Origin of the sequence: Flavobacterium buctense, from assembly GCF_014486695.1 — a bacterium.
GTDB classification, from domain to species: Bacteria; Bacteroidota; Bacteroidia; order Flavobacteriales; family Flavobacteriaceae; genus Flavobacterium; species Flavobacterium buctense.
Window position 1 is genome coordinate 107023 of record NZ_JACTAB010000007.1, and the last position, 24279, is coordinate 131301.

General features: G+C 35.9%; 26 protein-coding genes. 16 read left to right on the plus strand and 10 right to left on the minus strand.

All coding sequences use genetic code 11. From position 1 onward, the window contains the following. The first annotated feature begins 203 nt into the window (after nt 1-203). Nucleotides 204-554, plus strand: a complete 351-nt coding sequence (locus ICG50_RS11090) for a DUF2200 domain-containing protein (protein WP_187660988.1) — start codon at nt 204-206, stop codon at nt 552-554. 64 nt (nt 555-618) lie between these two features. Here the strand turns inward: ICG50_RS11090 and ICG50_RS11095 are convergent, their stop codons facing one another. Beyond that, nucleotides 619-2493: an alpha-amylase family protein gene (locus ICG50_RS11095; protein ID WP_187660989.1), complete on the minus strand. Its 1875-nt coding sequence runs from the start codon at nt 2491-2493 to the stop codon at nt 619-621. 139 nt (nt 2494-2632) lie between these two features. Here ICG50_RS11095 and ICG50_RS11100 point away from each other — a divergent pair, with 139 nt between their 5' ends. From ICG50_RS11100 to rlmH, 6 genes are all read left to right on the plus strand, one after another. Further along, nucleotides 2633-4282, plus strand: coding sequence for an OstA-like protein (locus tag ICG50_RS11100; protein ID WP_187660990.1), 1650 nt, complete (start codon nt 2633-2635; stop codon nt 4280-4282). Next, nucleotides 4282-4527, plus strand: a complete 246-nt coding sequence (locus ICG50_RS11105; RefSeq protein WP_187660991.1) for a hypothetical protein — start codon at nt 4282-4284, stop codon at nt 4525-4527. Before ICG50_RS11100 ends, ICG50_RS11105 begins: the two co-directional genes overlap by 1 nt. A gap of 13 nt (nt 4528-4540) precedes the next feature. Next, nucleotides 4541-5734: an aspartate aminotransferase family protein gene (locus tag ICG50_RS11110; protein WP_187660992.1), complete on the plus strand. Its 1194-nt coding sequence runs from the start codon at nt 4541-4543 to the stop codon at nt 5732-5734. Between the two features lie 138 nt (nt 5735-5872). Further along, nucleotides 5873-7273, plus strand: a complete 1401-nt coding sequence (locus ICG50_RS11115; protein ID WP_187660993.1) for a tetratricopeptide repeat protein — start codon at nt 5873-5875, stop codon at nt 7271-7273. Continuing rightward, entirely contained in the window at nt 7274-8014 is a 741-nt protein-coding gene (locus ICG50_RS11120; RefSeq protein ID WP_187660994.1) for a shikimate dehydrogenase family protein, read from the plus strand. Between the two features lie 6 nt (nt 8015-8020). Further along, nucleotides 8021-8494 (plus strand): 23S rRNA (pseudouridine(1915)-N(3))-methyltransferase RlmH, encoded by a 474-nt coding sequence (gene rlmH / locus ICG50_RS11125; protein ID WP_187660995.1) that lies wholly within the window; start codon nt 8021-8023, stop codon nt 8492-8494. Nucleotides 8495-8520: 26 nt separating this feature from the next. Here rlmH and ICG50_RS11130 read toward each other — a convergent pair whose 3' ends face one another. Both ICG50_RS11130 and folP read right to left on the minus strand, forming a co-directional pair. Continuing rightward, the gene (locus ICG50_RS11130) at nt 8521-9150 is read right to left on the minus strand and encodes a hypothetical protein (protein ID WP_246448740.1); all 630 of its coding nucleotides are present in this window, start codon (nt 9148-9150) and stop codon (nt 8521-8523) included. Next, nucleotides 9150-9983, minus strand: a complete 834-nt coding sequence (folP, locus tag ICG50_RS11135) for a dihydropteroate synthase (RefSeq protein ID WP_187660996.1) — start codon at nt 9981-9983, stop codon at nt 9150-9152. Before folP ends, ICG50_RS11130 begins: the two co-directional genes overlap by 1 nt. A 91-nt stretch (nt 9984-10074) precedes the next feature. On the opposite strand from folP, the gene ICG50_RS11140 reads away from it, so the two are divergent. The 8 genes from ICG50_RS11140 to ICG50_RS11175 all read left to right on the plus strand — a co-directional run bounded on the left by ICG50_RS11140 (nt 10075) and on the right by ICG50_RS11175 (nt 15317). Then, a complete protein-coding gene (locus ICG50_RS11140) occupies nt 10075-10623 on the plus strand; it encodes a DUF1599 domain-containing protein (RefSeq protein WP_187660997.1) in 549 nt (182 codons plus the stop codon). 49 nt (nt 10624-10672) lie between these two features. Beyond that, nucleotides 10673-11761 (plus strand): MauE/DoxX family redox-associated membrane protein, encoded by a 1089-nt coding sequence (locus tag ICG50_RS11145; protein ID WP_187660998.1) that lies wholly within the window; start codon nt 10673-10675, stop codon nt 11759-11761. A gap of 69 nt (nt 11762-11830) precedes the next feature. After that, nucleotides 11831-12133 carry a hypothetical protein gene (locus ICG50_RS11150; protein ID WP_187660999.1) on the plus strand — a complete coding sequence of 101 codons (303 nt, stop codon included), beginning with the start codon at nt 11831-11833 and terminating at the stop codon, nt 12131-12133. 60 nt (nt 12134-12193) lie between these two features. Next, the gene (locus ICG50_RS11155; protein WP_187661000.1) at nt 12194-12697 is read left to right on the plus strand and encodes a TlpA family protein disulfide reductase; all 504 of its coding nucleotides are present in this window, start codon (nt 12194-12196) and stop codon (nt 12695-12697) included. After that, complete coding sequence (gene tpiA, locus ICG50_RS11160; protein WP_187661001.1) at nt 12697-13449, plus strand: triose-phosphate isomerase; 753 nt, start codon at nt 12697-12699, stop codon at nt 13447-13449. The genes ICG50_RS11155 and tpiA overlap by 1 nt, the downstream gene beginning before the upstream one ends. A 154-nt stretch (nt 13450-13603) precedes the next feature. Beyond that, complete coding sequence (locus tag ICG50_RS11165) at nt 13604-14074, plus strand: hypothetical protein (protein ID WP_187661002.1); 471 nt, start codon at nt 13604-13606, stop codon at nt 14072-14074. Nucleotides 14075-14170: 96 nt separating this feature from the next. Further along, nucleotides 14171-15004 (plus strand): 50S ribosomal protein L11 methyltransferase, encoded by an 834-nt coding sequence (gene prmA / locus ICG50_RS11170; RefSeq protein ID WP_187661003.1) that lies wholly within the window; start codon nt 14171-14173, stop codon nt 15002-15004. Nucleotides 15005-15041: 37 nt separating this feature from the next. Further along, a complete protein-coding gene (locus tag ICG50_RS11175) occupies nt 15042-15317 on the plus strand; it encodes an ATP-dependent Clp protease adaptor ClpS (protein ID WP_187661004.1) in 276 nt (91 codons plus the stop codon). Nucleotides 15318-15357: 40 nt separating this feature from the next. On the opposite strand, the gene ICG50_RS11180 is transcribed toward ICG50_RS11175, so the two are convergent. From ICG50_RS11180 to ICG50_RS11205, 6 genes are all read right to left on the minus strand, one after another. Next, complete coding sequence (locus tag ICG50_RS11180) at nt 15358-15786, minus strand: hypothetical protein (RefSeq protein ID WP_187661005.1); 429 nt, start codon at nt 15784-15786, stop codon at nt 15358-15360. 10 nt (nt 15787-15796) lie between these two features. Beyond that, a complete protein-coding gene (locus ICG50_RS11185) occupies nt 15797-16975 on the minus strand; it encodes an AIR synthase related protein (RefSeq protein ID WP_187661006.1) in 1179 nt (392 codons plus the stop codon). A gap of 99 nt (nt 16976-17074) precedes the next feature. Next, nucleotides 17075-17845 carry an OmpA family protein gene (locus tag ICG50_RS11190; protein WP_187661007.1) on the minus strand — a complete coding sequence of 257 codons (771 nt, stop codon included), beginning with the start codon at nt 17843-17845 and terminating at the stop codon, nt 17075-17077. Beyond that, nucleotides 17845-18675, minus strand: a complete 831-nt coding sequence (locus ICG50_RS11195; RefSeq protein ID WP_187661008.1) for an OmpA family protein — start codon at nt 18673-18675, stop codon at nt 17845-17847. Before ICG50_RS11195 ends, ICG50_RS11190 begins: the two co-directional genes overlap by 1 nt. Before the next feature lies 1 nt (nt 18676). Next, nucleotides 18677-19597 (minus strand): OmpA family protein, encoded by a 921-nt coding sequence (locus ICG50_RS11200; protein WP_187661009.1) that lies wholly within the window; start codon nt 19595-19597, stop codon nt 18677-18679. A gap of 102 nt (nt 19598-19699) precedes the next feature. Next, the gene (locus ICG50_RS11205; RefSeq protein WP_187661010.1) at nt 19700-21889 is read right to left on the minus strand and encodes a glutamine synthetase III family protein; all 2190 of its coding nucleotides are present in this window, start codon (nt 21887-21889) and stop codon (nt 19700-19702) included. Between the two features lie 206 nt (nt 21890-22095). Between ICG50_RS11205 and ICG50_RS11210 the strand changes: the two genes are divergently transcribed. Then, the gene (locus ICG50_RS11210) at nt 22096-23034 is read left to right on the plus strand and encodes a TerC/Alx family metal homeostasis membrane protein (protein WP_187661011.1); all 939 of its coding nucleotides are present in this window, start codon (nt 22096-22098) and stop codon (nt 23032-23034) included. An 81-nt stretch (nt 23035-23115) separates the two neighbouring features. On the opposite strand, the gene ICG50_RS11215 is transcribed toward ICG50_RS11210, so the two are convergent. After that, the coding region (locus ICG50_RS11215; RefSeq protein ID WP_187661012.1) for a T9SS type A sorting domain-containing protein at nt 23116-24279 on the minus strand (1164 nt) is incomplete at its 5' end.

The following is a 24279-nucleotide window of genomic DNA, read 5'->3' on the forward strand; positions in this document are numbered from 1 at the left end:
TTTATGTTAGATACAGTAAAACAACTATTTATACATTTAAAATAAATCTCTCAAACCAAGATACTCCGATTTAAAAGCATAATTTATGCTAAAGTTGTATTGAATAAAACATCGATTTATAAATATAAGATTCTAAATTTATAGTTCTAAAATTGCATAGAATATTAATAGTAAAACCTAACCTAACCAATTTCAATAAAACTATGGAAAACCACAAAGTATTCAAAATGTCTTTCGCCAGTGTTTATCCGCATTACATTAACAAAGCGGAGAAAAAAGGCCGCACCAAAACAGAAGTTGACACCATTATCTGTTGGCTAACCGGTTATGACCAACAAACTTTGCAAAACCAAATTGACACCAAAAAAGACTTTGAAACTTTTTTTGCAGAAGCACCGCAACTCAACGAGCATGTTTCCAAAATAACCGGTTTGATTTGCGGGTATCGCGTAGAAGACATCAAAGATCCGCTCATGCAAAAGATTCGGTATATGGACAAACTCATTGATGAATTAGCCAAAGGAAAAATAATGGAAAAGATTTTAAGGAGCTGAATAAAAAAGAAAACCCTTTCTTCCAAAATATCGAGAGAAAGGGTTTATGGTATTTTAAATAGCTTTACAACTTAAATATAAAGGATTCACTAGGTTTCACTTTTAGTTTTACAGTTCCCACGCCATTGACTACAGTCAACACCGCATTGCTGCCGTATAGTTGGTCTTTTACCGTATAACTTCCGTCTAATATATTCCATTTTGAAATGACTTCAGCCGGTATTTTTAAGTCGAAGTTACTGGTAGTCACCCATGAGAAGTTGGCCACCACAATTAATTTCTCATTAGTACTGTAACGCACATAAGCATACAATCCCGGATCATAATCTTTAGTTTCCTTACGGTTAACCTCTTGAATGGATTGGAATTTGCCCACCATGGCTTCACTGGTTAAAGTGAAATTCAATAGGCGCGAATAAAAATCACGCAACTCTTTTTCTTTCGCAGTCAATTGTCCGCCATCAAACTTACCGCCGTTCATCCAACGTTGGTGACTCGGAACGCCTACATAATCAAAGATGGAAGTGCGTGAACGCGTACCAAAACCTCCGTTTTCATTACCGGCCTCGCCTACTTCTTGACCAAAATAAACCATAGTTGGCGAAGAACTTAGTGTTGCAGAAACCACCATTAGTGGCTTTCCTTTTTCCGGTGTTCCGGCAAATTCAGGACTGGCTAATCGTTGTTCATCGTGATTGTCTAAGAAATGTAACATGTGGTGTTCAATATCGGCCATGCTTTCTTGGATTTCTGTTAGCGGATCAGGTAGCGCATTGCCTTGAATCACCGCTTTTAAATGATCATAGGTTTCTACTTTGTCGTAGAGATAATCCATTTTGCCCAACTTAATATAATTTCTATATTCCTTCGGATTGTATACTTCAGCTAACAAAAAGGCATTCGGGTTTTTCATTTTGATGGCAGAATTCATATAGCTCCAAAACTCAACCGGAACCATTTCGGCCATATCATAACGGAAACCATCAACGCCTTTGGCTAACCAGTACAAGGCGATATCACGAAATTTTTCCCAAGAACTCGGCACGTCTTTTCCTTGCCAAAATTCGTAATGCGTTTTGTAATCTTTGGTTTCAAATCCGGCCGGCAATTCCGGAAAATCTTTTGAACCATCAGGTCTGATGCCATAATTGACTTTCACGGTTTCATACCAATCGTTGATGTCCGGTTTGGCCAAACGCGAACCATTACCGGTCCATTTCGCCGGAAACTCACTAAACTTTCCATCATTTAACGGATTCGCTTCACCGTTCAATGGCTTGTAATCCGGAGAAGTAGGCACTTCAAAAGGAGTATTGGGGATATAATAAAAATTGTTATCCCGAGCATATTCTACCGAAGTGTCATCATCAGCTCCAAAATCTTTGACGCCTTTCGGATTGGTTAATCCTGTATAATTTCGGGCAATATGATTAGGAACAATATCGATAATTACCTTTAATTTATTCTTGTGAGTTCTCGAAATAAGCGCTTCAAACTCTTCCAACCTTTTAGCCGGATTAACCGCTAAATCCGGATTTACATTGTAATAATCTTTCACCGCATAAGGGGAACCGGCACGACCTTTTACCACATCGGGATCATCGTTTGAAATACCAAATTTGGTGTAATCTCTAATTACATCGTGATGCGGGACTCCGGTATACCAAATATGAGTTACGCCCAGTTTCTTAATTTCCTCCAAAGCTTTATCAGTAAAATCATTGAACTTTCCAACACCGTTTTCTTCTATAGTTCCCCATGGTTTGTTGGTGGTATTCTTATTGCCGAATAATCGGGTAAAAACTTGGTAAACAACAGTTTTCTTGGGTTGTCCAACAACCTCAACTTGCTTCATCATAGGAGTTTGTGTATTGTTTTGGGCAAAAGTCATACTTCCAGTATAACTTATGGCAATCAGTATTAATAGTTTTGTTTTCATATCATTTTTTCTTGTCCGTTATAGCGACAAGTAGTAGACACAAATATAAATAAATGATTGAAATATAAGCACCATAAATTATTCTTAATAAACGTTGTCATTGGGGCTAATTTCATAAATTTGCTTAAAATTTTACCTATTGAAAAAGTTACTTTTTTACCTCGGATTATTTTTATTGGTCGTGAATATTGCTGCTGCACAAAAAAAATCATCACCTATAAACATAGAATACTCCGATTATGCAGATATCAATCAAACTGAAATTCCCGATGCGTTATTGTTGCGTGGCAATGTGAGAGTAAGCCATGACGGTGTTATTTTTACTTGTAACAAAGCTTATTTTTTCCAAAAAGAAAACTATCTGAAAGCTTTTGGCGATGTGCAAATGGTGCAAGGCGATACGCTTTACCTAAATAGCAAATACGCTGAATACAATGGCGAAGTCAAACAAGCGTATGCAACAGGCAATGTGGTGATGCGTTCCCCTGAATCGACTTTGGTTACCGATACGATTAACTTTGACCGAAACAGCCAAGAAGCTTTTTACAATTCTCATGCGACAATTACCAATAAAGACAACACTTTGAAAAGCAAATCGGGTCGTTATTACGCCAATGAAAAGAAGTTTAAATTCTTAACCGCTGTAACGATTACCAATCCGAAATACACCATCAAGTCGAATCATTTAGACTATTATACTAATTCGGGTCACTCCTATTTGTTTGGTCCGTCGACCATTACCAGTAAGGAGAATTATATTTATACCGAAAAAGGGTTTTATGATACCAAAAAGAATTTGGCCTACTTCAAACGAAAATCCTATATCAAATACAAAGACCGACGCATCGAAGGTGACAGTTTGTATTATGACCGAAACCGAGAATATGCTTCGGCCACCAACAATGTAAAGATTACTGATTCTATCAATAATGGTTTAATCAAAGGTCATTATGCCGAAATTTATCGCGATTTAAAAACGCAGAAAGATTCGATGATGATTACTAAAAAAGCCGTTGCGATTACTTTGGTCGAAAACGATTCGATGTATGTGCACGGCAAAAAAATGATCATTACCGGAAAACCGGGAGAACGTATTGTCAGAGCTTTTAACAATGTGCGTTTTTACAAAACCGATATGAGCGGCAAATGTGATTCCATCCATTCCGACCAAAAAACTGGCTTAACCAAATTGATTAAAAACCCGATTCTTTGGAATTACGAAAACCAAATGACCGGCGACATCATGCATCTTATTGGCAACAACCAAACCGAAAAACTCGACTCGCTCAAAGTGCTCAACAATGCTTTTATCATTTCGAAAGACACACTTAGCACGGGTTACAATCAGGTCAAAGGACAAAATCTTTACGGAAAATTTGTAGACAATAAACTCCGAGAAGTGGATATCATCAAAAACACCGAAGTCATTTATTATATGCGCAATGACCAACAAGAACTGATTGGTATCAACAAAAGCGTAAGCAGTAAAATCAATATGATTTTGGATAAAAATACGATTGAAACGATAACTAATTACAACCAAGTAGACGGCGATATTTATCCCGAAGCAGAATTGCCTGAAAATGCTCGGAAACTACGAGGATTCATTTGGCGTGGCGACGAACGAATAAAAACCAAAGACGATATTTTTCCGCAAGAAGAACTCGATTTGGATGCCAAGATTCAAGCGGAAAGTAAAGTCGAGAAAGCCAAAGTAGATAAGCCTTTAGAACCTAGTAAAGAAACTTTAGATTACGATAAGAAGAACCCTAAACCGGTAGTAAAATAATGATAACGCAAACTTGTCCAAAGTGTAAACAAGATGCTTTCACTTGGTACGTTAGCGAAATATTGCCAAATATAACGGTTTGGAGTTGTAACAATTGTCCGCTGCAAATATTCGAAGAAGACCATGAGGAAGAAATTTGCGAAAATTGTAATGAAAAAACGAAAACTTTATTAAGAAGCCAAGAAGAGCAATTTAATTGGTGTTCCCATTGTAATACAGTCACCAACTACCAACTAAACGAATAACGAATTACCGAGATTGAAAGAAGATTTCCTAAAATACCAAGCGCAAACTTCCCCGTATCCTTTGGGTATGGAAGTGTCGCATGCGGTTGGTTCTTATATATACGACACCAAAAATAAAAAATACTTAGACTTTGTAGCCGGTGTTTCAGCTTGTAGTTTGGGTCACCAACATCCTAAAGTTAACCAAGCCATTATTGACCAATTGAATAAATATTCGCATGTAATGGTTTATGGCGAGTATGCCCAACATCCGGCGGTGGCTTATTGCAAATTGTTAGTCGAAAATTTACCGACAAGTTTAAATAAAGTCTATTTAGTGAACTCAGGAACCGAAGCTTGTGAAGGCGCTTTAAAATTGGCTCGAAGAGTTACCGGCAGAAGCCAATTGATTTCCTGTCACAATGCTTATCACGGCAATACGATGGGCTCGATGAGCGTCATGGGATTTGAAGAACGAAAACAAATCTTCCGACCGTTGATTCCCGATGTAGATTTCATCACCTTTAATAACGAAGCCGATTTGGAAAAAATCACTACCAAAACGGCAGGAATCATTTTAGAAAGCATTCAAGGTGGTGCCGGTTTTATCGAACCTAAAAATGATTTTTTGGCGAAAGTTAAAAAACGTTGCAAGGAAGTTGGGGCGCTGATGATAGTCGACGAAATTCAACCGGGTTTTGGAAGAACCGGAAAACTATTCGGTTTTGAAAACTACAATGTCGTTCCCGACGTAGTTATTATAGGTAAAGGAATGGCCGGCGGTATGCCTGTTGGTGGATTTATAGCCAATGAAAAACACATGGATTTGTTAAGTCACGACCCGAAATTGGGACACATTACCACTTTTGGCGGACATCCTGTCATAGCGGCAGCTTGTTTGGCTACTTTAGAAGAAGTACTGGAAAAAGATTACGCTGCACAGTCATTAGTAAAAGAAAAACTTTTCAGGGAAATTTTGGTACATCCTTTGATAGAAGAAATTCGAGGCCGAGGCTTAATGCTGGCGGCGATGACCAAAGACCCCGAAATTACCAATAAAGTGATTTTTAAATGCCAAGATAAAGGACTGATTTTATTCTGGCTCTTGTTTGAAGGTTGCGCCATCCGAATTACTCCTCCGTTAACTATCTCTTTAGAAGAAATAAGAGAAGGTTGCGCCATCATCATAGAAGCTATGAATGAAGTGGCAGCAGAAATGAAAAATTAAAGATTTCATTTTCAATTTGATAAGAAATTTCAAATCAAAAAATTGTTAATTAAATTGTTTACAACAAAAAGTCGCTTTCACTAAAAAAAGAACAGCGTTTTCCTAATTTTATTAAGGATAATTTTAAAACCTACTAGTATGCACCTAGAACACGACGAAGAAGATTACAACTTATCCCTAGCGAAATTTGAGTCGATGTTGAAAACCAACAAAGTCTTGTTTTTCGATTCAGAGGAGTTCGAGGAAATTATTCTGCATTATCTCGACATGGGGAAAGCTTCTCTTGCCAAGAAAGCTTTAAAATTAGGACTGGAACAACACCCAAAATCTACCGGATTAAAATTGGTTCAAGTAGAAATGCTGGTGTACGACGATAAATTAGATCAGGCAGAAAAGTTGTTAAACGAATTGTACGCCATTGAGCCAACCAACGAGGAAATTTTTATCCAAAAAGCCAATATCTATTCTAAAAGAGACGACCACGAGAAAGCGGTGGAATTCCTTCAAACCGCGTTGTTATATACTGAAGACTATGCCGATGTATACAACTTAATCGGAATGGAATATCTTTTTATGGATAGCCTTGAATTGGCCAAAGAAAATTTTATCAAATGTTTGGAAGAAGATTTCGAAGACCAATCTGCTTTATATAATGTAGTGTATTGCTTTGAGTTTTTGGACCAAAATTTGGATGCGATTGAATACCTCAAAACTTACATCGATAGAAATCCCTACAGCGAAATAGCTTGGCACCAATCAGGCCGTTTGTATTATGGGGTAAAAGATTATGAAAATGCAGTTCGTTCGTTTGAATTTGCTACTTATATAGATGATGAATTTATTGGTGCTTTCATGGAAAAAGGAAAAGCATTGGAGCGTTTAAAAAGACACGAAGAAGCCATTGAAAGTTACAATCGCACCATCGAATTAGACGACCCGACTTCTTATGCCTTATTACGCATCGGGAAATGTTATGAAAAACTAGGCAACAAAGTTGAGGCCTTAAAATATTTCAACAAAACCGTTCACGAAGATCCGCTTTTAGACAAAGGCTGGATTGCGATTACCGATTTTTATGTACGCCAAAAAAATTTCCAAAAAGCCTTATTCTATGTGAATAAAGCGTTGGCTATTGACGATCAAAATCGCCTCTACTGGAAACGTTATGCGACCATCAACAAAGCGATGAGTATGTTTGAGGAAGCTGAATTCGGATACAGAAAAGCTGTTGAACACGGTGATTACCAACTAGACACTTGGTTATTTTGGGTGGATATGATGCAAAACATGGGAGAAACCAACAATGCGATTCTGACTTTAATCCAAGCCGCAGAATATTTTCCGGAAGAATGTGAAATCGAATACCGTTTGGCCGGTTTGCATTTGTCTTTACACGAAGAAGAAAAAGGAAACTTCCACTTGAATAATGGATTGCGTTTAAACTCAAAACACAACACTATTTTGGAAGAATTGTTTCCAATGGTTTGGGAAAGACAATCGGTACAAGATTATATGGCGAAACATAAAAAATCGGAATAAATGTCGAGAAGACAATACGGTCTAATCGGAAAGAACATTTCCTATTCGTTTTCCCAAAAGTACTTTACCGAAAAATTTACTTTAGGCAACTTTGTAGATTGTTCCTATGAGAATTTCGACCTACAATCCATTATAGAATTCCCAACTCTTATTGCCAACAATCGTGATTTAAAAGGGCTAAACGTTACCATTCCTTATAAAGAAGTTGTTATCCCTTATTTGGATAAACTGTCTAAAACGGCGGCCCAAATTGGCGCCGTCAATGTCATTCGATTTACCAAAAAAGGCAAACTCAAAGGCTACAACTCAGATTACTACGGTTTTATGAAATCTTTACAACCACTACTCCAACCACATCATCAAAAAGCCTTGATACTCGGAACCGGTGGCGCAGCTAAAGCGGTGGCTTTTGCTCTAGACCAACTCGGAATTCTATACACTTATGTTTCTCGCGAAGAAAAGGAAGGCATGATTAATTATGACCGAATTAATGCAACGACTTTCGACAATTACCATATCATTATCAATTGCACACCCTTGGGCACAAGCCCTGACACCAAAGCCTTTCCGCCTATTCCGTATAACTTTTTTACCAAAAAACACATTGCTTTCGACTTAATATACAATCCGGAAGAAACGCAGTTTTTGAAAAAAGCGAAAAAGAACGGTGCCATTACCAAAAACGGTTACGAAATGTTAGTTTTGCAAGCCGAAAAAGCCTGGAAAATTTGGAATAAATAAATTATCATGAACATCAAACTAATCGCCATTGGCAAAACCGATAACAAAGCGTTGCAAACGTTGATTGACGATTACACCAAGCGTTTGTCGTTTTACATCAAATTTGATTTAGACATTATTCCCGATATCAAAAACGTTAAAAACCTTTCGGAAACGCAACAAAAAGACAAAGAAGGCGAATTGATTTTGGCCAAACTCACACCAACCGACCAATTAATTTTATTAGACGAAAACGGCTCAACATTTTCAAGTGTTGGCTTCTCCGATTATTTGCAAAAGAAAATGAATTCAGGCGTGAAGACTTTGGTTTTCGTTATTGGCGGACCGTATGGTTTCAGTGCAGAAGTTTACAAAAAAGCACAAGGTAAAGTCTCCCTTTCCGAAATGACTTTTTCGCATCAAATGGTTCGTTTATTCTTTATTGAGCAGTTGTACCGCGGGTTTACAATTTTGCGGAATGAACCTTATCACCATCAGTAGTTAGTAATCAGCTGGCAGTGTTCAGTTTAGTAGATGTATTCTCTATTGGAGTTTATTGAAACCCCTTTTTGGGTAATCTCGAGATTTTTGATGAAGAGTTTGTATTCGATATACTTTCCGAAAGACATGCCTTTATCGAAGGAGAAATAAATTCTTGAACTTGGCATTTTATTGATAAACTCTTGTAATTGATTTTTAGAGAAAACCAATTCGTTGTAATGCACCAAATCATTTCGGTCTAAGTGGAAATACTTGACATTAAAATCAGGTTTTTCGAGTTTGTATACTATTTTAGTAAACGGCATGAAAGCCAAGTTTTTTTTAACCGTATCGGTATAGGTAAAGTAGTTTTCAGAAGTTGCTTTTTTATGCGAGCTTCCTTCTTTTTTTGTCTGTAATTTTTTTACTTCCAAAATTACTTTGCGCAATGGCAAACGCTTATCAATGTTGAACAACCAATTGGTTGAACTAATCGAATTATTGCGATTAACATCAACTAAAGTATCTTTTTCTTCCAATTTAAAAAAGAAATAAATCGGCGAATGGTCTTTTACTTCTGTTACAATGGTTTCTTTGGCGACAGGCAATAAAACTTCTTTATCATTACCGCAAGAAAGCATTAGCATTGGAATTAATAAGAGAACAATCTTTTTCATTAGTATAATTTGTAGTTTAATTGAAGGCACAAATTTACACATTCAACGGCTTCTTTCACATCATGCACTCTTAAAATAGTACTACCTTTTTGTAAAGCAATTGTATTTAAAACCGAAGTACCATTCAAAGCAAACTCGGCTGAAGTGTTAAGTGTTTTATAAATCATTGATTTTCGCGAAATTCCAACTAAAATTGGCAAATCCAGCATTTGAAACAACTCCAAATTGTTCATGATTTCAAAATTCTGTTCCAACGTTTTGGCGAAGCCGAATCCGGGATCGATAATCAAATCATTAATACCTAAACGTCTTGCTTGCGATACTTTTTCAGAGAAATAAAACAATACTTCTTTGGTAACATTGTCATACTGTGCCAAACTTTGCATGGTTTGCGGATTGCCTTTCATGTGCATCATAATATAAGGCACTTGTAACTGGGCGACGGTTTCCATCATGTTGTCATCTAGACCTCCGGCAGCAATATCATTAATGATACACGCGCCGTTTTCAATAGCAGCTTTAGCCACATTGGCCCGAAAAGTATCGACAGAAATTAAAGTTTCCGGAAAATGTTGGAGTACCGATTTTATAATAGGAAGCAGTCTTTGTGTTTCTTCTTGTTCCGTTACAAACTCAGCACTAGGTTTGCTGGAATAAGCACCAATATCAATAAAAGCAGCACCTTCCGTCAGCATTTTTTCCACTTGAAGAAGCATGCTTTTTTCATCAGCATATTTTCCGCCGTCGTAGAAAGAATTCGGAGTAACGTTCAATATTCCCATAACTTTGGGAGAAGATAAATCGACAAGCGTTCCAAGACAATTTATAGTCATTAGCAAATTAAGTTAGTTCTAAGATTTAGTCCTTTGTACTTCAATCTTTATTCTTTACTTTTGGGAAAATTTGACACAAAGATACACTGAAATGAGTAATACTTCTCAAGAATATGACAAGGTTATCGCAATTTGCCGACAACTGTTTATCAACAAAATGAAAGACTACGGAAGTGCTTGGAGAATCTTGAGATTACCTTCCTTAACCGACCAAATATTTATCAAAGCCCAACGCATTCGAAGTCTACAGCAAAATGACATTCGCAAAGTAGATGAAGACGAAACCGGGGAATTCATTGGAATTATTAATTACTCCATCATGGCGTTAATCCAATTGGATTTAGGCGTAGTGGAACAACCTGATTTAGATGTTGCCAAAGCGACCGAACTTTACGATGCAAAAGTAAGTTTAACCAAATCCTTGATGGAAGCCAAAAACCACGATTACGGAGAAGCTTGGCGCGATATGCGAGTAAGTTCCCTAACCGATTTGATTCTCCAAAAATTACTTCGTGTGAAGCAAATTGAAGACAACCAAGGCAAAACAATAGTTTCGGAAGGCATTGATGCCAATTACCAAGATATGATTAATTACTCGGTTTTTGCCTTAATTTTGATGCAATTCGGACAAAAAGGGTAAACTCCAAATTTTAATAAATTCCAAAAAAACTATATAACAATACACAAATATGGCAATCTCTAAAAACAATATCGGTTGGGGAATTCGAATCGCAATTTCATTCCTGTTTTTACTTTCAGCTGTGGCCAAATTATATCCATCACCTTACTTCGCCATTTCAACTTTTGAAGTAAAGCAATTATATCCAATGGGATTTTCGGAAAGTGTTGCGCCTTACTTTTCCAGAGTATTAATCGGAATTGAATTGGCTTTAGGATTTTTAATTTTGCAAAAAAACTTTTTACGAAGCATCATTATTCCGGCTACGATTTTATTATTGGCCGTTTTCACCACACATTTGGCAATTGAAACCATTCAGAATGGCGGAAATTCCGGAAACTGTGGTTGTTTTGGAAGTTTGTTGCCAATGACCCCTATTGAAGCGATTTTAAAGAATGTTGCTGCGATGGCATTATTGGTTTGGCTGTTCATCATCATGCCTAAAACAAACGAAAAGAATGGAAACTTTTGGTTATTGTCAACAGTCACTTTAGCTTCAATTTTGGGGTTATTTATGTTGGCTCCAATCCAACCGATAGAAAATAGTTTCACGGTTTCAACTCCGGAAGAAACTACCTCTGATAGTATTCCTGAAACAACTTTGGATACAAAAAAAGCGGTCATTCCAAAAGATACCGTTAAAAAAGCAGCAGAAATTAAAGAGGACGTCAAAGCAGAAGTTACAGAACCTGCCAAACACAAATCAGGTTATACCCAGTATTTTTCTACTATAGACAAAGGAAGAAAAACACTTTGTTTCTTTGTTCCTGGTTGCGACCATTGTCGTGTTGCGGCTAAAGAGCTGACTGAAATGAGAAAAAATACTAAAGATTTTCCTGAAATTTCCATTATTTTTATGAACGAGGAAGCCGACTTGATTCCGGACTTTTTTAAATATGCCGGAGCGCAATATCCTTATAAAATCATAGAAGTTATACCTTTTTGGAAAGTGTTAGGTGATGGTAAAGACACGCCTGGCGTGAAGTATTTGTGGAATGGAAATGAATACAAATACTACTGGGGAATTACCGATAACAAGTTTGATGCCGCCGACTTCCAAAAACTAATCAGTAAATCTTATGCTGAATTAAAAAAATAAATGCTAGTTGTGTTTCTTTTTTGCTATTTTTAGAGTTAAAAAATTAGAATCCTTATGATTAGTTATATAATGTCAAAGAGAACAAATGAAAGATGCCTAATTGGCATTATTCTCTGTATCGTTGTTTTTATTTTAGGTTATTATATTTTGAATCACATTTCTACTATGGAAGATCCGCCATTAGGAAATACGATATACATACTTATTGGAAGTGCTTTAACATTTTTATCCATTTTGGGAATCATCTTGATTTTAAAATACATGTATGACAACAAAAAGAAAGCGGAAAGAAGAGAACGTAAAAGAAAAAAACACCGATTGTTTTATTTGAAAGAATCTCAGCGAAAAAAAAGTACTAATACCGATTCTTAGAATTATATCAATTTTAGGATTTCAAAAAATCGGATTACTTATCTTTAACAAAAAAAGAAAATGAAAAAAATTGCTTTAGGTTTTATGTTAGCTATTATAGGTTTAGGCTGTTCAAATGCCCAAAAAAAAGAATTTAACAACGAAAGTTTAGACAAAAAATTAACCACTACAGATAGTACAGAAGTTACTTTCGAAAACATCCTCAAAAATCAAAAAGGTAAAGTAACCGTTATTGAAATATGGGCATCATGGTGTAGTGATTGTGTAAAAGCAATGCCAAAAGTTAAAGAAATGCAAGCCAACAATCCAATGGTGGACTATGTATTCATCTCTATGGATAAAGCCTTTGATAAATGGAAAACCGGAATTGAAAAACACGAATTGCAAGGAAAACATTTTTGGGTAAATGATCCTAAAATGATGAAAGGGGAATTTGGAAAATCAATCGATTTAGACTGGATTCCGAGATACATCATCCTTGATAAAAACGGTAAAATTGTTACCTATAGAGCTATAGAAACTGATTTTGAACAAATAAACGCTACTTTAAAAACTTTACAATAATGAGACAAAAGATTGTTGCCGGTAATTGGAAAATGCATAAAAATGCCGAAGAAACAGAAGATTTATTAAACGAATTGATTGATAAATTACCCAATGATATTGAAGCACAAATTATCGTTGCGCCAACTTTTGTAAACCTTGCCTCTGCAGTTGACCATTTAGAATTTACCAATATCGGTGTAGCAGCGCAAAACATGCATCAAAATGAAAGTGGTGCATATACGGGTGAAATTTCTGCTGATATGTTAAAAAGTATAGGCGTAAATATTGTAATCCTTGGGCATTCAGAGCGTCGAGCTTATTTTCATGAAACTGATATGCTTTTGGCACAAAAAGTAACCACTGCTTTGAAACATGATATGACGGTGATTTTTTGTTTTGGTGAAGAATTAAAAGACCGACAAAATAACCAACATTTTAACGTAGTTGAAAACCAATTGCGTGATGGATTATTCCACATAGAGAATAAAGATTGGGAACAAATTATTTTAGCCTATGAGCCGGTTTGGGCTATCGGCACAGGAGAAACAGCTTCACCTGAACAAGCCCAAGAAATGCACGAATTCATTAGAGAAACTGTCAGAAAAAGATATGGAAGCGATATCGCAGAAAACGTTTCAATTTTATACGGCGGAAGTGTAAAACCTGAAAATGCCAAAGAAATATTCTCAAAACCGGATGTTGACGGTGGATTAATAGGCGGTGCTGCTTTAAAAGCGGCAGATTTTGCTGCGATTGCCAGCGCGATTTAAGTTTAAATAAAATATTACAAACCTAAACCTTTCATTAATTTGAAAGGTTTTTTTTATATTTAAATAAATTTTAATGTATTTTATCGATTTTATTTGCTTTTAATCGGTTTAAGTTCTTATTTTTACCCCAGTCACAAATCAAATAAAGTCCGTAATGAAAATAAATCTTATTTTATTCTTCTTTTTGGTAAGCTTAGCAAACCTACAAGCTCAAACCGATACGCAAAAACGATTTCAATCAGATTCTAGAAAATACTATGTTTGGAGTGCTGATTTTGAAAAGTATGAATTAGTCGAAACCGAGTATGAACACTCGGTAATTGATATTCGAGAAATTGGTTCTAAAACCAATGGTTATATTATCATCAGTATGATTGATAATGGACAGACCCGATTGCATCATGGTTCTATTTACAACTTTACCAAGGATTCAGAAAATGAAGGCTCTTGGTCGATACAATCAAAATTCATGAGAGCGAAACTGACCTACAATCCAAAAGACAACACCATGACTTATTTGTATGACGGAGACAACAAACGCTACAAAAGATTAATGATTTTCACCGTTGCTCCGGATGAACTTCCTAATGCAAGTTTGAAAACCACTATAGTCAAAGCCGATTAAATTTCTTTTTGCAAAACCCTTTTTAGTAACTCATTCGATTGTTACCTTTGCACCAGAGACCATAAGGTCGAATTGTACGAAGTAAAAAAATAATCCATGTCAAATATCTATTTAGGGTATCATTTTTCGGTTGAACCGAAAGAATTAGGTTCTGAAATTCTAATCGCAGAATTAGGAGAAAAACCGTTTGAAAGTTTCATTGAAACCGACAATGGTTTTAGTGCTTACATACAAAAAAATCTTTGGACCGAAGACATTCTAAATGATATTTATCTTTTGACTTCTCCCGAGTTTACTATTTCTTATACTATAGAAGAAATTGACCAAGTGAATTGGAATGAAGAATGGGAAAAGAATTTTGAGCCAATTGACGTAGACGGAAAATGCCATGTTCGCGCACCATTTCATCCAAAAACCGATGCTCAATTTGATATTATCATCGAACCTAAAATGAGTTTTGGTACCGGCCATCATGAAACCACACATATGATGATCCAACATTTATTGGAAACTAAGGTTGAAGGAATGAAAACCTTAGATATGGGATGCGGAACTGCTATTTTAGCTATTTTAGCAGAAATGAAAGGCGCCAAACCCATCGACGCAATTGATATTGACAATTGGTGTTATTTGAACTCTATCGAAAATGCAGAACGCAATAATTGTCACGAAATCACTGTTTATGAAGGTGATGCCGAATTACTAAAAGGTAAAAAATACGATTTGATTATTGCCAACATCAACCGCAATATTTTGTTGAACGATATGCAACACTATGTAGATTGCTTGAATCAAAACGGCATACTTTTATTGAGCGGCTTTTATACCGAAGACATTCCTTTTATTGATGCATCTTGTACAGAAAAAGGGTTGACTTATGTCAAGAAATTTGAGCGAAACAATTGGGTTTCCCTAAAATACACCTATTAGCAATAGAAAATTTTACACTTGGTAAAACGAAATGAAAATGAGCACTATAGAAAAAGTACAAGAAGACGTTTTAGTCGAAGAACAAGTTGGAATTAACAACGAAATCGTTTTGTATAACGATGATGTTAACACATTTGATCATGTAATTGACACTCTAATTAGGGTTTGCCAACATACTGCTGAACAAGCCGAGCAATGCGCTATATTAGTTCACTATAAAGGAAAATGTACTGTAAAAACGGGTCATTATGACGAACTGAAACCACAATGTACTCAGTTATTAGAAGCTGGTTTAAGTGCTGAAATTATTTAGATTTTACTTCGCGCCTTCTTTGTGAACTTTGCGTTTCTTTTTACCCTTTAAACTTCCAGTCAAACTCGTCGCTATCTTTAATTATAGCACCTATTTCTACTCGAATAATACTATCGTATTCAGATTGAAGGATTAACCAATTGCTTTCGTTGAAGTGATTTTCGGTTGAATCAAAATCTTCTTGCTCCCAAGTTTTAAAAGGCAGTTCCGTTTTGATTTCGGCAACATTTTTACCCATAATCGCTTTGCCTAAAAGCGTAGCTTGAATATTGGAAGTGATAATATATCCTAAACGAAAGGCTTCATCTTCATAAAACGTCAAGCGAAGCTTTTGCTCATTGTACAAATAAATCACATTGCCGTCATCGTCCTTGAATTGTTTCGATGGCTTGCCGTAAATAGCTTCCACATGATTTTGCTTCATGCCGAATAGCAATTGGTCCACGCCATTTTTTGGATTGATTATCATTGGTTTATTTTTAATACTCAAACTTACCAAACTCACTTTCAATGGTGAGTTTTTTGTTTGCCGATGCTTCTACTCTACCAACAATTTGTGCGGCTACACCAAAAGATTCTGAGATGGCGATAATCTCTTGTGCAATGTCCTGAGGTACGTATAATTCCATGCGATGACCACAATTGAACACTTGGTACATTTCTTTCCAATCGGTTTTGGAATTTTCCTGTATGAGTTTGAATAATGGTGGAACAGGAAATAAATTGTCTTTGATGACATGAACGTTATCCACAAAATGCAACACTTTAGTTTGTGCACCGCCGGAACAATGCACCATGCCGTGAATTTGGTTTGGACTGTATTTATCTAAAATCGATTTGATAATCGGAGCATAAGTTCTGGTTGGCGATAGCACTAATTTTCCTGCGTCAATAGGAGAATTTTCTACTGCATCGGTCAATTTAGTGTTTCCGGAGTAAACCAATTCATTTGGTACCGCGGCGTCAAAACTTTCCGGATATTTATCGGCTAAATAGTTGGCAAAAACATCATGACGTGCCGAAGTTAAGCCATTGCTACCCATTCCACCGTTATACCTTTTTTCATATTTGGCCTGACCGAAAGAAGCCAAACCTACAATCACATCTCCGGCTTGAATATTAGCATTATCAATCACATCAGAGCGTTTCATTCGAGCTGTTACAGTGGAATCTACAATGATGGTTCTTACCAAATCACCAACATCTGCGGTTTCACCACCGGTTGAATGAATGGTTACGCCAAAAATTTTCAACTCGGCTATCAGTTCTTCAGTCCCGTTGATAATGGCAGAAATCACTTCGGCAGGAATTAGGTTTTTATTTCTTCCGATAGTAGAAGACAACAAAATATTATCGGTAGCACCAACACACAATAAGTCATCGATATTCATAATTAATGCATCTTGTGCAATACCTTTCCACACCGATATATCTCCGGTTTCCTTCCAATACATATAGGCCAAAGACGATTTGGTTCCGGCACCATCGGCATGCATAATCAAACAATAATTGTCGTCATTGGTCAAATAATCGGGAACGATTTTGCAGAAAGCTTTTGGAAATAATCCTTTATCGATGTTTTTGATGGCGTTGTGCACATCTTCTTTGGAAGCCGAAACTCCTCGTAGATTGTAGCGTTGACTATTATCAGAGCTCATTTGTAGTTAGTTGTGCCTGTCAGCCGACAGGTAGATTGTTGTGGCGCAAAGATAACCAAAGATTACAGATTTAAGAAGGCATAAAGCAGATTTTTAAACTTAGTTTTCCAAGATTAAAATTTCTACACGTCGGTTTTCGTTGGCTTCTATTTCATTGCGTTCCGGGATTTTGTGTATGGGTTTGGAAACGCCAAAACCTTTATATGACATTCGGTTTCTGTCTATTTTATTTCGCAATAAATAATTGTAAATCGCCTTGGCACGTGCGGTAGAAACATCGCCAACATCAACTTTTGTTTGACAACAGATGTGTCCTTGGATTTCTATTTTAAGTTTTGGATTTTCTTGTAATGCACAAAGCACATCATAGAGTGTTGGTTCTGATCCGGGCACAACACGAGCTGAATTGTTGAAGAAATAAATATTAGGCAACTTGATCTTCTCGCCTACTTTCGAGTTTCTGATTTGTTTGGCGAGTTCACTTTCGACAGGTTTTGGTGTGATTTCGGTATAAAAAATAGTTACTCTTCTATTTTCTGCTTGAATTTTAGATTGCTTAAAATCTTTTCCGTAGGCTTTTTTATCGAGTTCTTTATTGAATTTCAAGCCACTTTTTTCTAGAAGTTCACGAACACTCTCAATACGTCTTTCAGCTAAATGCTTGTTGTAATCTTTGGTATCAATACTGTCGCAAAAACCTAAAAATTTGGTAATTTCAATGCCTTTATTTTGAGCAATCCATTCATTAAGTTGTAGAATTGAACTTTGATTGGGAAAATCTTTATTGAAATCAAAAAACACTTCAAATTGCTTTTGACCCAAACAACTCAGGGAAACCAAAAAGACGAATATGACAAGTTTAGATTTCATTATTTATCGACTATTAAAATTTCAACACGGCGATTGGCTTTGCGTTCGGCTTCATTTCTTTCAGGCACTTTGTAAATCGGATCATTACTACCAAAACCTTTATAAGACAAACGATTTACTTCGATTTCAAACTTAGTTAAATACTTAAAAATAACTAAGGCTCTTCTGTAAGACAATTTGGTATCCATACCATTCGGATTGCAACAAATATGGCCGTGAATCGCTATTTTCAGCTTTGGATTGTCATATAATATTTGCAATAATTCGAGTAAAAGCGGTTCAGATTGCTCCATTATTTTCTCGGAATTAAAGTAAAAATTAATGTTATTAATCCGAATCAAATCTCCTTTTTTGGCTTTTTTAAACTTATCGGCCAACTCCGACTTCTCTTTGGTGACTAATTCCGATGAATTACTAAAAGAAATCTCTTTTTCTTCAGTAGCGACAACTGCCTTTTCCTTTAGTTTTAAAGTATAAAAAAAAGTTACTTTCCTATTCTCTTCTTGTTTTTTTGAATATTTAAAATCTTTACCAAACGGTTTTAATTCAACGTTATCACTAATAGTTATCGAGTCGTTTTTTAACAAGTCTAAAACCGAATTAATTCTTCGCATGGCTAAATCTTTGTTGTACTGACTATCATCTACACTATCGCAATAGCCTAAAACTTTGGTTATTTCTGCCCATTTATTCTCTTTTATCCATTGGTTTAATTTTGTCAATGAGACTTGAGTTGGGACAGCTGCATTAAAATCAAAAAACACTTCAAACTGCTGTTGAGAGAAACCGAAAAAAGGTAAAAACAATAAAAAAACACAAATTTGCTTCATGCTAATTTTCGACAATTAAAATTTCAACACGACGATTGGCGGCTCTTTCCGCTTCATTTTTTTCCGGTATAGGATAAATTGGCTGTGTGCTTCCAAAACCTTTGTAAGATAATCTGGCACGATACACTTCGTTTTTGACTAAAAAATTGTATATCGCTTTGGCTCTTTGGGTAGACAAATCGGTTCTATCGACAGGCATACAACACAAATGACCTTGAATTTCAATTTTCAATTCGGGATTACTTTGTAAAACCAATAAGAGTTCGTATAACTTTCCACGCGATTCGTTGACTACGGCAAAAGTGTTGATGATAAAATTCAAGTTTTCTATAGTCAGCTTTTCGCCTGCTTTGGCATTACCTACCTTTTTCATGAATTCTCTATCAAGTTTGAATTCAGATTTAGTTCCATTAGGGTTTTCGAATACTAATTTCTCAGGATAATTTATTTCGGGTTTAGCTTCGCTCGATTCGGCTACGCCTCGGGTTGGCAATTCTTCGATTGCTGCATCGGGTTTGATACCGAGAATTTCATTTTCGTGCGGAATGTCTTTTTCGAGGATATAGTAAATGGTAACCTTTCGATTTTCGGCTTTGCTTTCCGACTGTTTAAAACTTTCGCCAAAACTTATGGTTTTAAAATCTTCTCTGATTTTGATTTGGTCTTTTACCATTTGAAAGATGAAATTGACTCTTTTTTGGGCCAAAGTATCGTTAAAACCCGAGGTTCCGTCTTCATCGGTAAATCCATGAATAGCGACAATTTTGTTGTTATTGTTGGCTAGAATCCATTGATTGAGTTTATTAGCTTCTTTTTTGTTCAGTTGGTATTGGTTGCTTTCAAAAAAGACAGAAATTTGCTCTTGTGCCAATGCATTAGCGGAAATTATCAGAATAAACAAAGTAACTATTTTGCGTAACATTGGTAAGGTTTATTTGTATATAACGAAGTTACGCCAATTTTAATATAAAAACACCCGACAATTTTAAAAACTATCGGGTGTTGTGCTAACTTATTATGAAAATTATCTTGTAAATAACAACTCTCTGTATTTAGTTAAAGTCCAGATTTCGTCATCAACCAATAACTCTAATTTATCGCAATGTTCGCGGATTACTTCAAAGTATGGTTTTACTTTATCGCAGTAAGCTTCGGCCATTTTTTGAGCATCTGTTAAAACATTTGCTTTTTTACGGGCTTCGGTCATGGCTTCTACATTCGAATTAATGCCTTCGATATGCGCTGAAATTTCTTTGATTAAAGAGATTTGCTCTTTGGCAATTTTCTCAAAATCTTTCCCGAAAATTTCTTTTAAGCCACGTACGTTTTCGATTAAAGTATTTTGGTAACGAATGGCTGTTGGAATCACGTGATTACGAGCAATATCACCTAAAACTCTACCTTCGATTTGAATTTTCTTGGTGTATTCTTCCAATTCGATTTCGTAACGTGCTTCCACTTCAACGTGGTTCATTACGTTTAAATCTTTGAATAAGTCTAAGGCTTTTTTAGACACTTTAGCTTTCAAAGCGGCTGGAGTAGTTTTGTGATTGCTTAAGCCACGTTTTTTAGCTTCTTTTTCCCAAGCATCGCTATAACCATCGCCTTCGAAAAGGATATTTTTAGTTTCTTTGATGTATTCTCTTAAGACGTTGAAAATGGCTTCGTCTTTCTTTAAATCTTTTTTCTCGATTAAAGCGTCAACTTCTTTTTTAAACTCTTTCAATTGTTTAGCCACAATAGAATTCAAAGTCGTCATGGCATTGGCACAGTTGGCAGAAGAACCAACGGCACGGAATTCAAATTTATTTCCGGTAAAGGCAAATGGAGACGTTCTGTTTCTGTCGGTATTGTCCAACATCACATCCGGAATTTTACCTACTACGTTTAATTTTAAATCGGTTTTTTCTTCCGGAGATAATTTTCCTTTAGAAACGCCTTCTAATTCAGCTAAAACTTTGGTCAATTGTTCTCCGATGAAAACCGAAATAATAGCCGGTGGCGCTTCATTGGCTCCCAATCGGTGGTCATTACTTGCTGTTGCAATGGCTGCACGAAGTAATTCTTCGTATTCATTAACCGCTTTAATTGTATTAATAAAGAATGACAAGAACTGTAAATTGCTCATTGGCGTTTTGCTAGGAGATAATAAGTTTACTCCAGTATCTGTAGCCAATGACCAGTTATTGTGTTTTCCAGAACCATTTACGCCTTTAAAAGGTTTTTCGTGGAAAAGCACTTTAAAATCGTGACGTTCACCTACTTTAGACATTACATCCATCAATAGTGAATTGTGGTCAACGGCTAAGTTCGTTTCTTCAAAGATTGGAGCCAACTCGAATTGGTTTGGCGCTACTTCATTGTGACGTGTTTTAACCGGAATTCCTAACAACATACATTCTTCTTCTAATTCTCTCATGTAATTTAAGGCACGAGATGGAATCGAACCAAAATAATGGTCGTCTAATTGTTGTCCTTTAGCAGAAGTATGACCTAATAAAGTTCTACCGGTCATCACTAAATCGGGACGTGAATTGGCCAATGAACTGTCAACCAAGAAATATTCTTGTTCCCAACCTAAAGTAGCGGTTACTTTTTTAACGTTTTTATCGAAATATTTACATACATCTGTTGCCGCTTCATCAACCGCATTTAAAGCACGTAGTAAAGGTGTTTTATAATCTAAAGCTTCACCGGTATAAGAGATGAAAACTGTTGGGATACACAAAGTAGTTCCGAAGATAAATGCCGGAGAAGTTGGATCCCAAGCGGTATAACCACGAGCTTCGAATGTATTTCTGATTCCACCATTCGGGAAAGAAGAAGCATCCGGTTCTTGTTGAACCAATTGGCCACCACCGAATTTTTCAACAGGATCAGAACCATCATAAGACGTTTCAAAGAAAGCATCGTGCTTTTCAGCTGTAGTACCAGTTAAAGGTTGAAACCAGTGAGTATAATGAGTAACGCCTTTTGACAAAGCCCATTCTTTCATTCCCATTGCTATGTAATCTGCTAGCTTTCTGTCAATTTTAGTTCCGTGCTGTACCGCATCTTTTACTCCTTTATAAGCATCTGAAGTTAAATATTGCTTCATTGCTTTGTCATTGAACACATTTGAACCAAAAAGCGCCGATTTTTTATCAGCTTCTTCAAATTTTACAGGTTTTCTACCTGATGCATCTTTTAATGCTTGAAAACGTAAAGTTGACATAAAGTTAATTTTAAAAAGTTATACCCTATTAATTTGATGCAAATATAGCAATATTTTTAATTTAAAATAAACATACCCTATTTTTTTGGGGGTCAATCTGATTATTTATCAAAAATAAATTGTTTAAAACTTTTATTGTTGAATCGTTAATAATTGCACTTAGATAATTCAAACTCCTATATTTGCAACAACTAAATAAATGCATCATGATAGTTTGGATAATTTTTCTGGCCTTAATTTTCCTATTTCTTGCCCTTGATTTGGGTGTATTTAACAAAAACCCTCATATTATCAAACCGAAAGAAGCCGGAATTTGGACCGGAATTTGGGTTTCCCTTTCATTTATTTTCAGTTTTGTTGTGGGATGGATCTACAAAAATGAACTAGTAGCTAATCCGACCGGCATTGAACCGGCTGTTGCTACTATGAAGTTTATCACCGGCTATTTGATTGAATTATCGTTGAGTGTGGACAATATTTTTGTGATTGCTGTAATTTTTGCTTCATTTAAAATTCCCCAGAAATACCAACATCGGGTTTTGTTTTGGGGTATTTTGGGTGCAATTGTCTTTAGAGGATTGATGATTTTCTTTGGGGTAATTTTGATTAACAAGTTCAGTTGGATGACCTACTTGTTTGGCGCATTTTTGATTTTTACAGCCGTTAAGATGTTATTTAAAGGTGATGAAGAAGAATTCAATCCAAAGAAATCATTTGTTTACAGAAACTTACGCAAAATTATTCCGATTACCAGTCATGCTGAAGGAGAGCATTTTTTTGTAAAGAGAAGACATATAACTGCAGCTACGCCGCTTTTTGTAGCTTTAATTGTTATTGAAGTAATGGATATGTTATTTGCTTTGGATAGTGTTCCTGCTATATTGGCTATTACTTCTGACCCATTTTTAGTATTCAGTTCTAATATTTTTGCCATTCTGGGTTTGCGTTCAATGTATTTCTTTTTGGCCAATATGTTAGAAAGATTCAGTTACCTTGAATATAGTTTAATTGCTATTCTAACTTTTGTAGGGATAAAAATGCTGATTATTCATTATTACAAATTTCCTGAATGGGTTTCATTAGGCTTCATTGGAATTTCATTACTTATTGGAATCATAGTATCATTGAGAAAGAAAGAATCATAAATTATAATGCTGGAAACAATATAAAGGAAAAAGCCTCTTCAAAATGAAGAGGCTTTTTTTTATTAACTAATTTATTTAAAGTTATCTTTTGATTACTCTGACAGTTTTTACTTCTGCCCCTTGAGTAACAATAACATTGTAGATTCCAGTAGGATACTTATCTCCAATTTGAACTTCTAAAGAATTTTTAGGATCTAACTCAAGCGTATCAACTAATCTACCTAACATATCATAAACAACAAGTGAAATTTTATCATCACTTACAGTTGTTAAACCAACATTGAAATTATTATTAGTTGGGTTAGGATAAACTTTTACACTCATTCTTTGAAGTGCTGAAATCATAGTTGGACCAGTAGCCGAATTACAATTAGAAGCGCTTGTTGCTCTTGTTCCTGCTAAAGGACATCCAGCATTATTGAATGTATCAAGTTGAGAACCTAATATTCCAGGTGCATTACCACCTGTAGCATAAGCTTGGTTAACTGCATCAATAATTGATTGCTCAACATCTTGATATCCTGCATAATTAACTTCATCGCTACAAGCATTTAATAAAGCTGCAACTCCTTGACGAGCCAAGTTATAAATACCGCCTCCACCTAAGTTTAGGGCTTGCAACAATGTCAAATTGGCTAAGCTAGCTGGTGCATTTGTAAATACATCTCCAAATCTATCACAAGTTCTATAAGAAGAACACCATCTGTTAGTATGGGTTTTCCAATATCCTAAAGTACATCCTTCACATGATTCAACAGTGAATCTGGCTGTACATGTAACACTTTGACAATTATCTGTCACAGTAAAAGTAACAGTTATAGAATGTCCTGGCTCTGGAGCTTGTAATTGTGACAAATCAGTCGCAACTGCATTTGCACATCCGCCAGTGAAGCTGAATGAATTTCTCCATGCATCAAATTCAAGTGCAACATCTCTTCCACATTCAACTGTTTTATCAGCTGGACATGAAATTTGAAGTTTTGTTGATGGTATTACTGTAAATGTTTCTGTTACATCTGGAGAACTACACTTATCGGTTACTGAATAAGTTACTGTTGTGGTTCCTCCTCCACACAATGGTGGCGCAACTGGTGACCCATAATTTCCTACCGGCGCACATCCACCACTCACACTAAACTGACTTAACCATGTTGCAAAAGCAGCATCCAAAGATTCCTGATCAGGATAATCACAAGAATTTACAATTGTTGAATCTGGTGAATTTAACACTATAGCTGGTGGAGC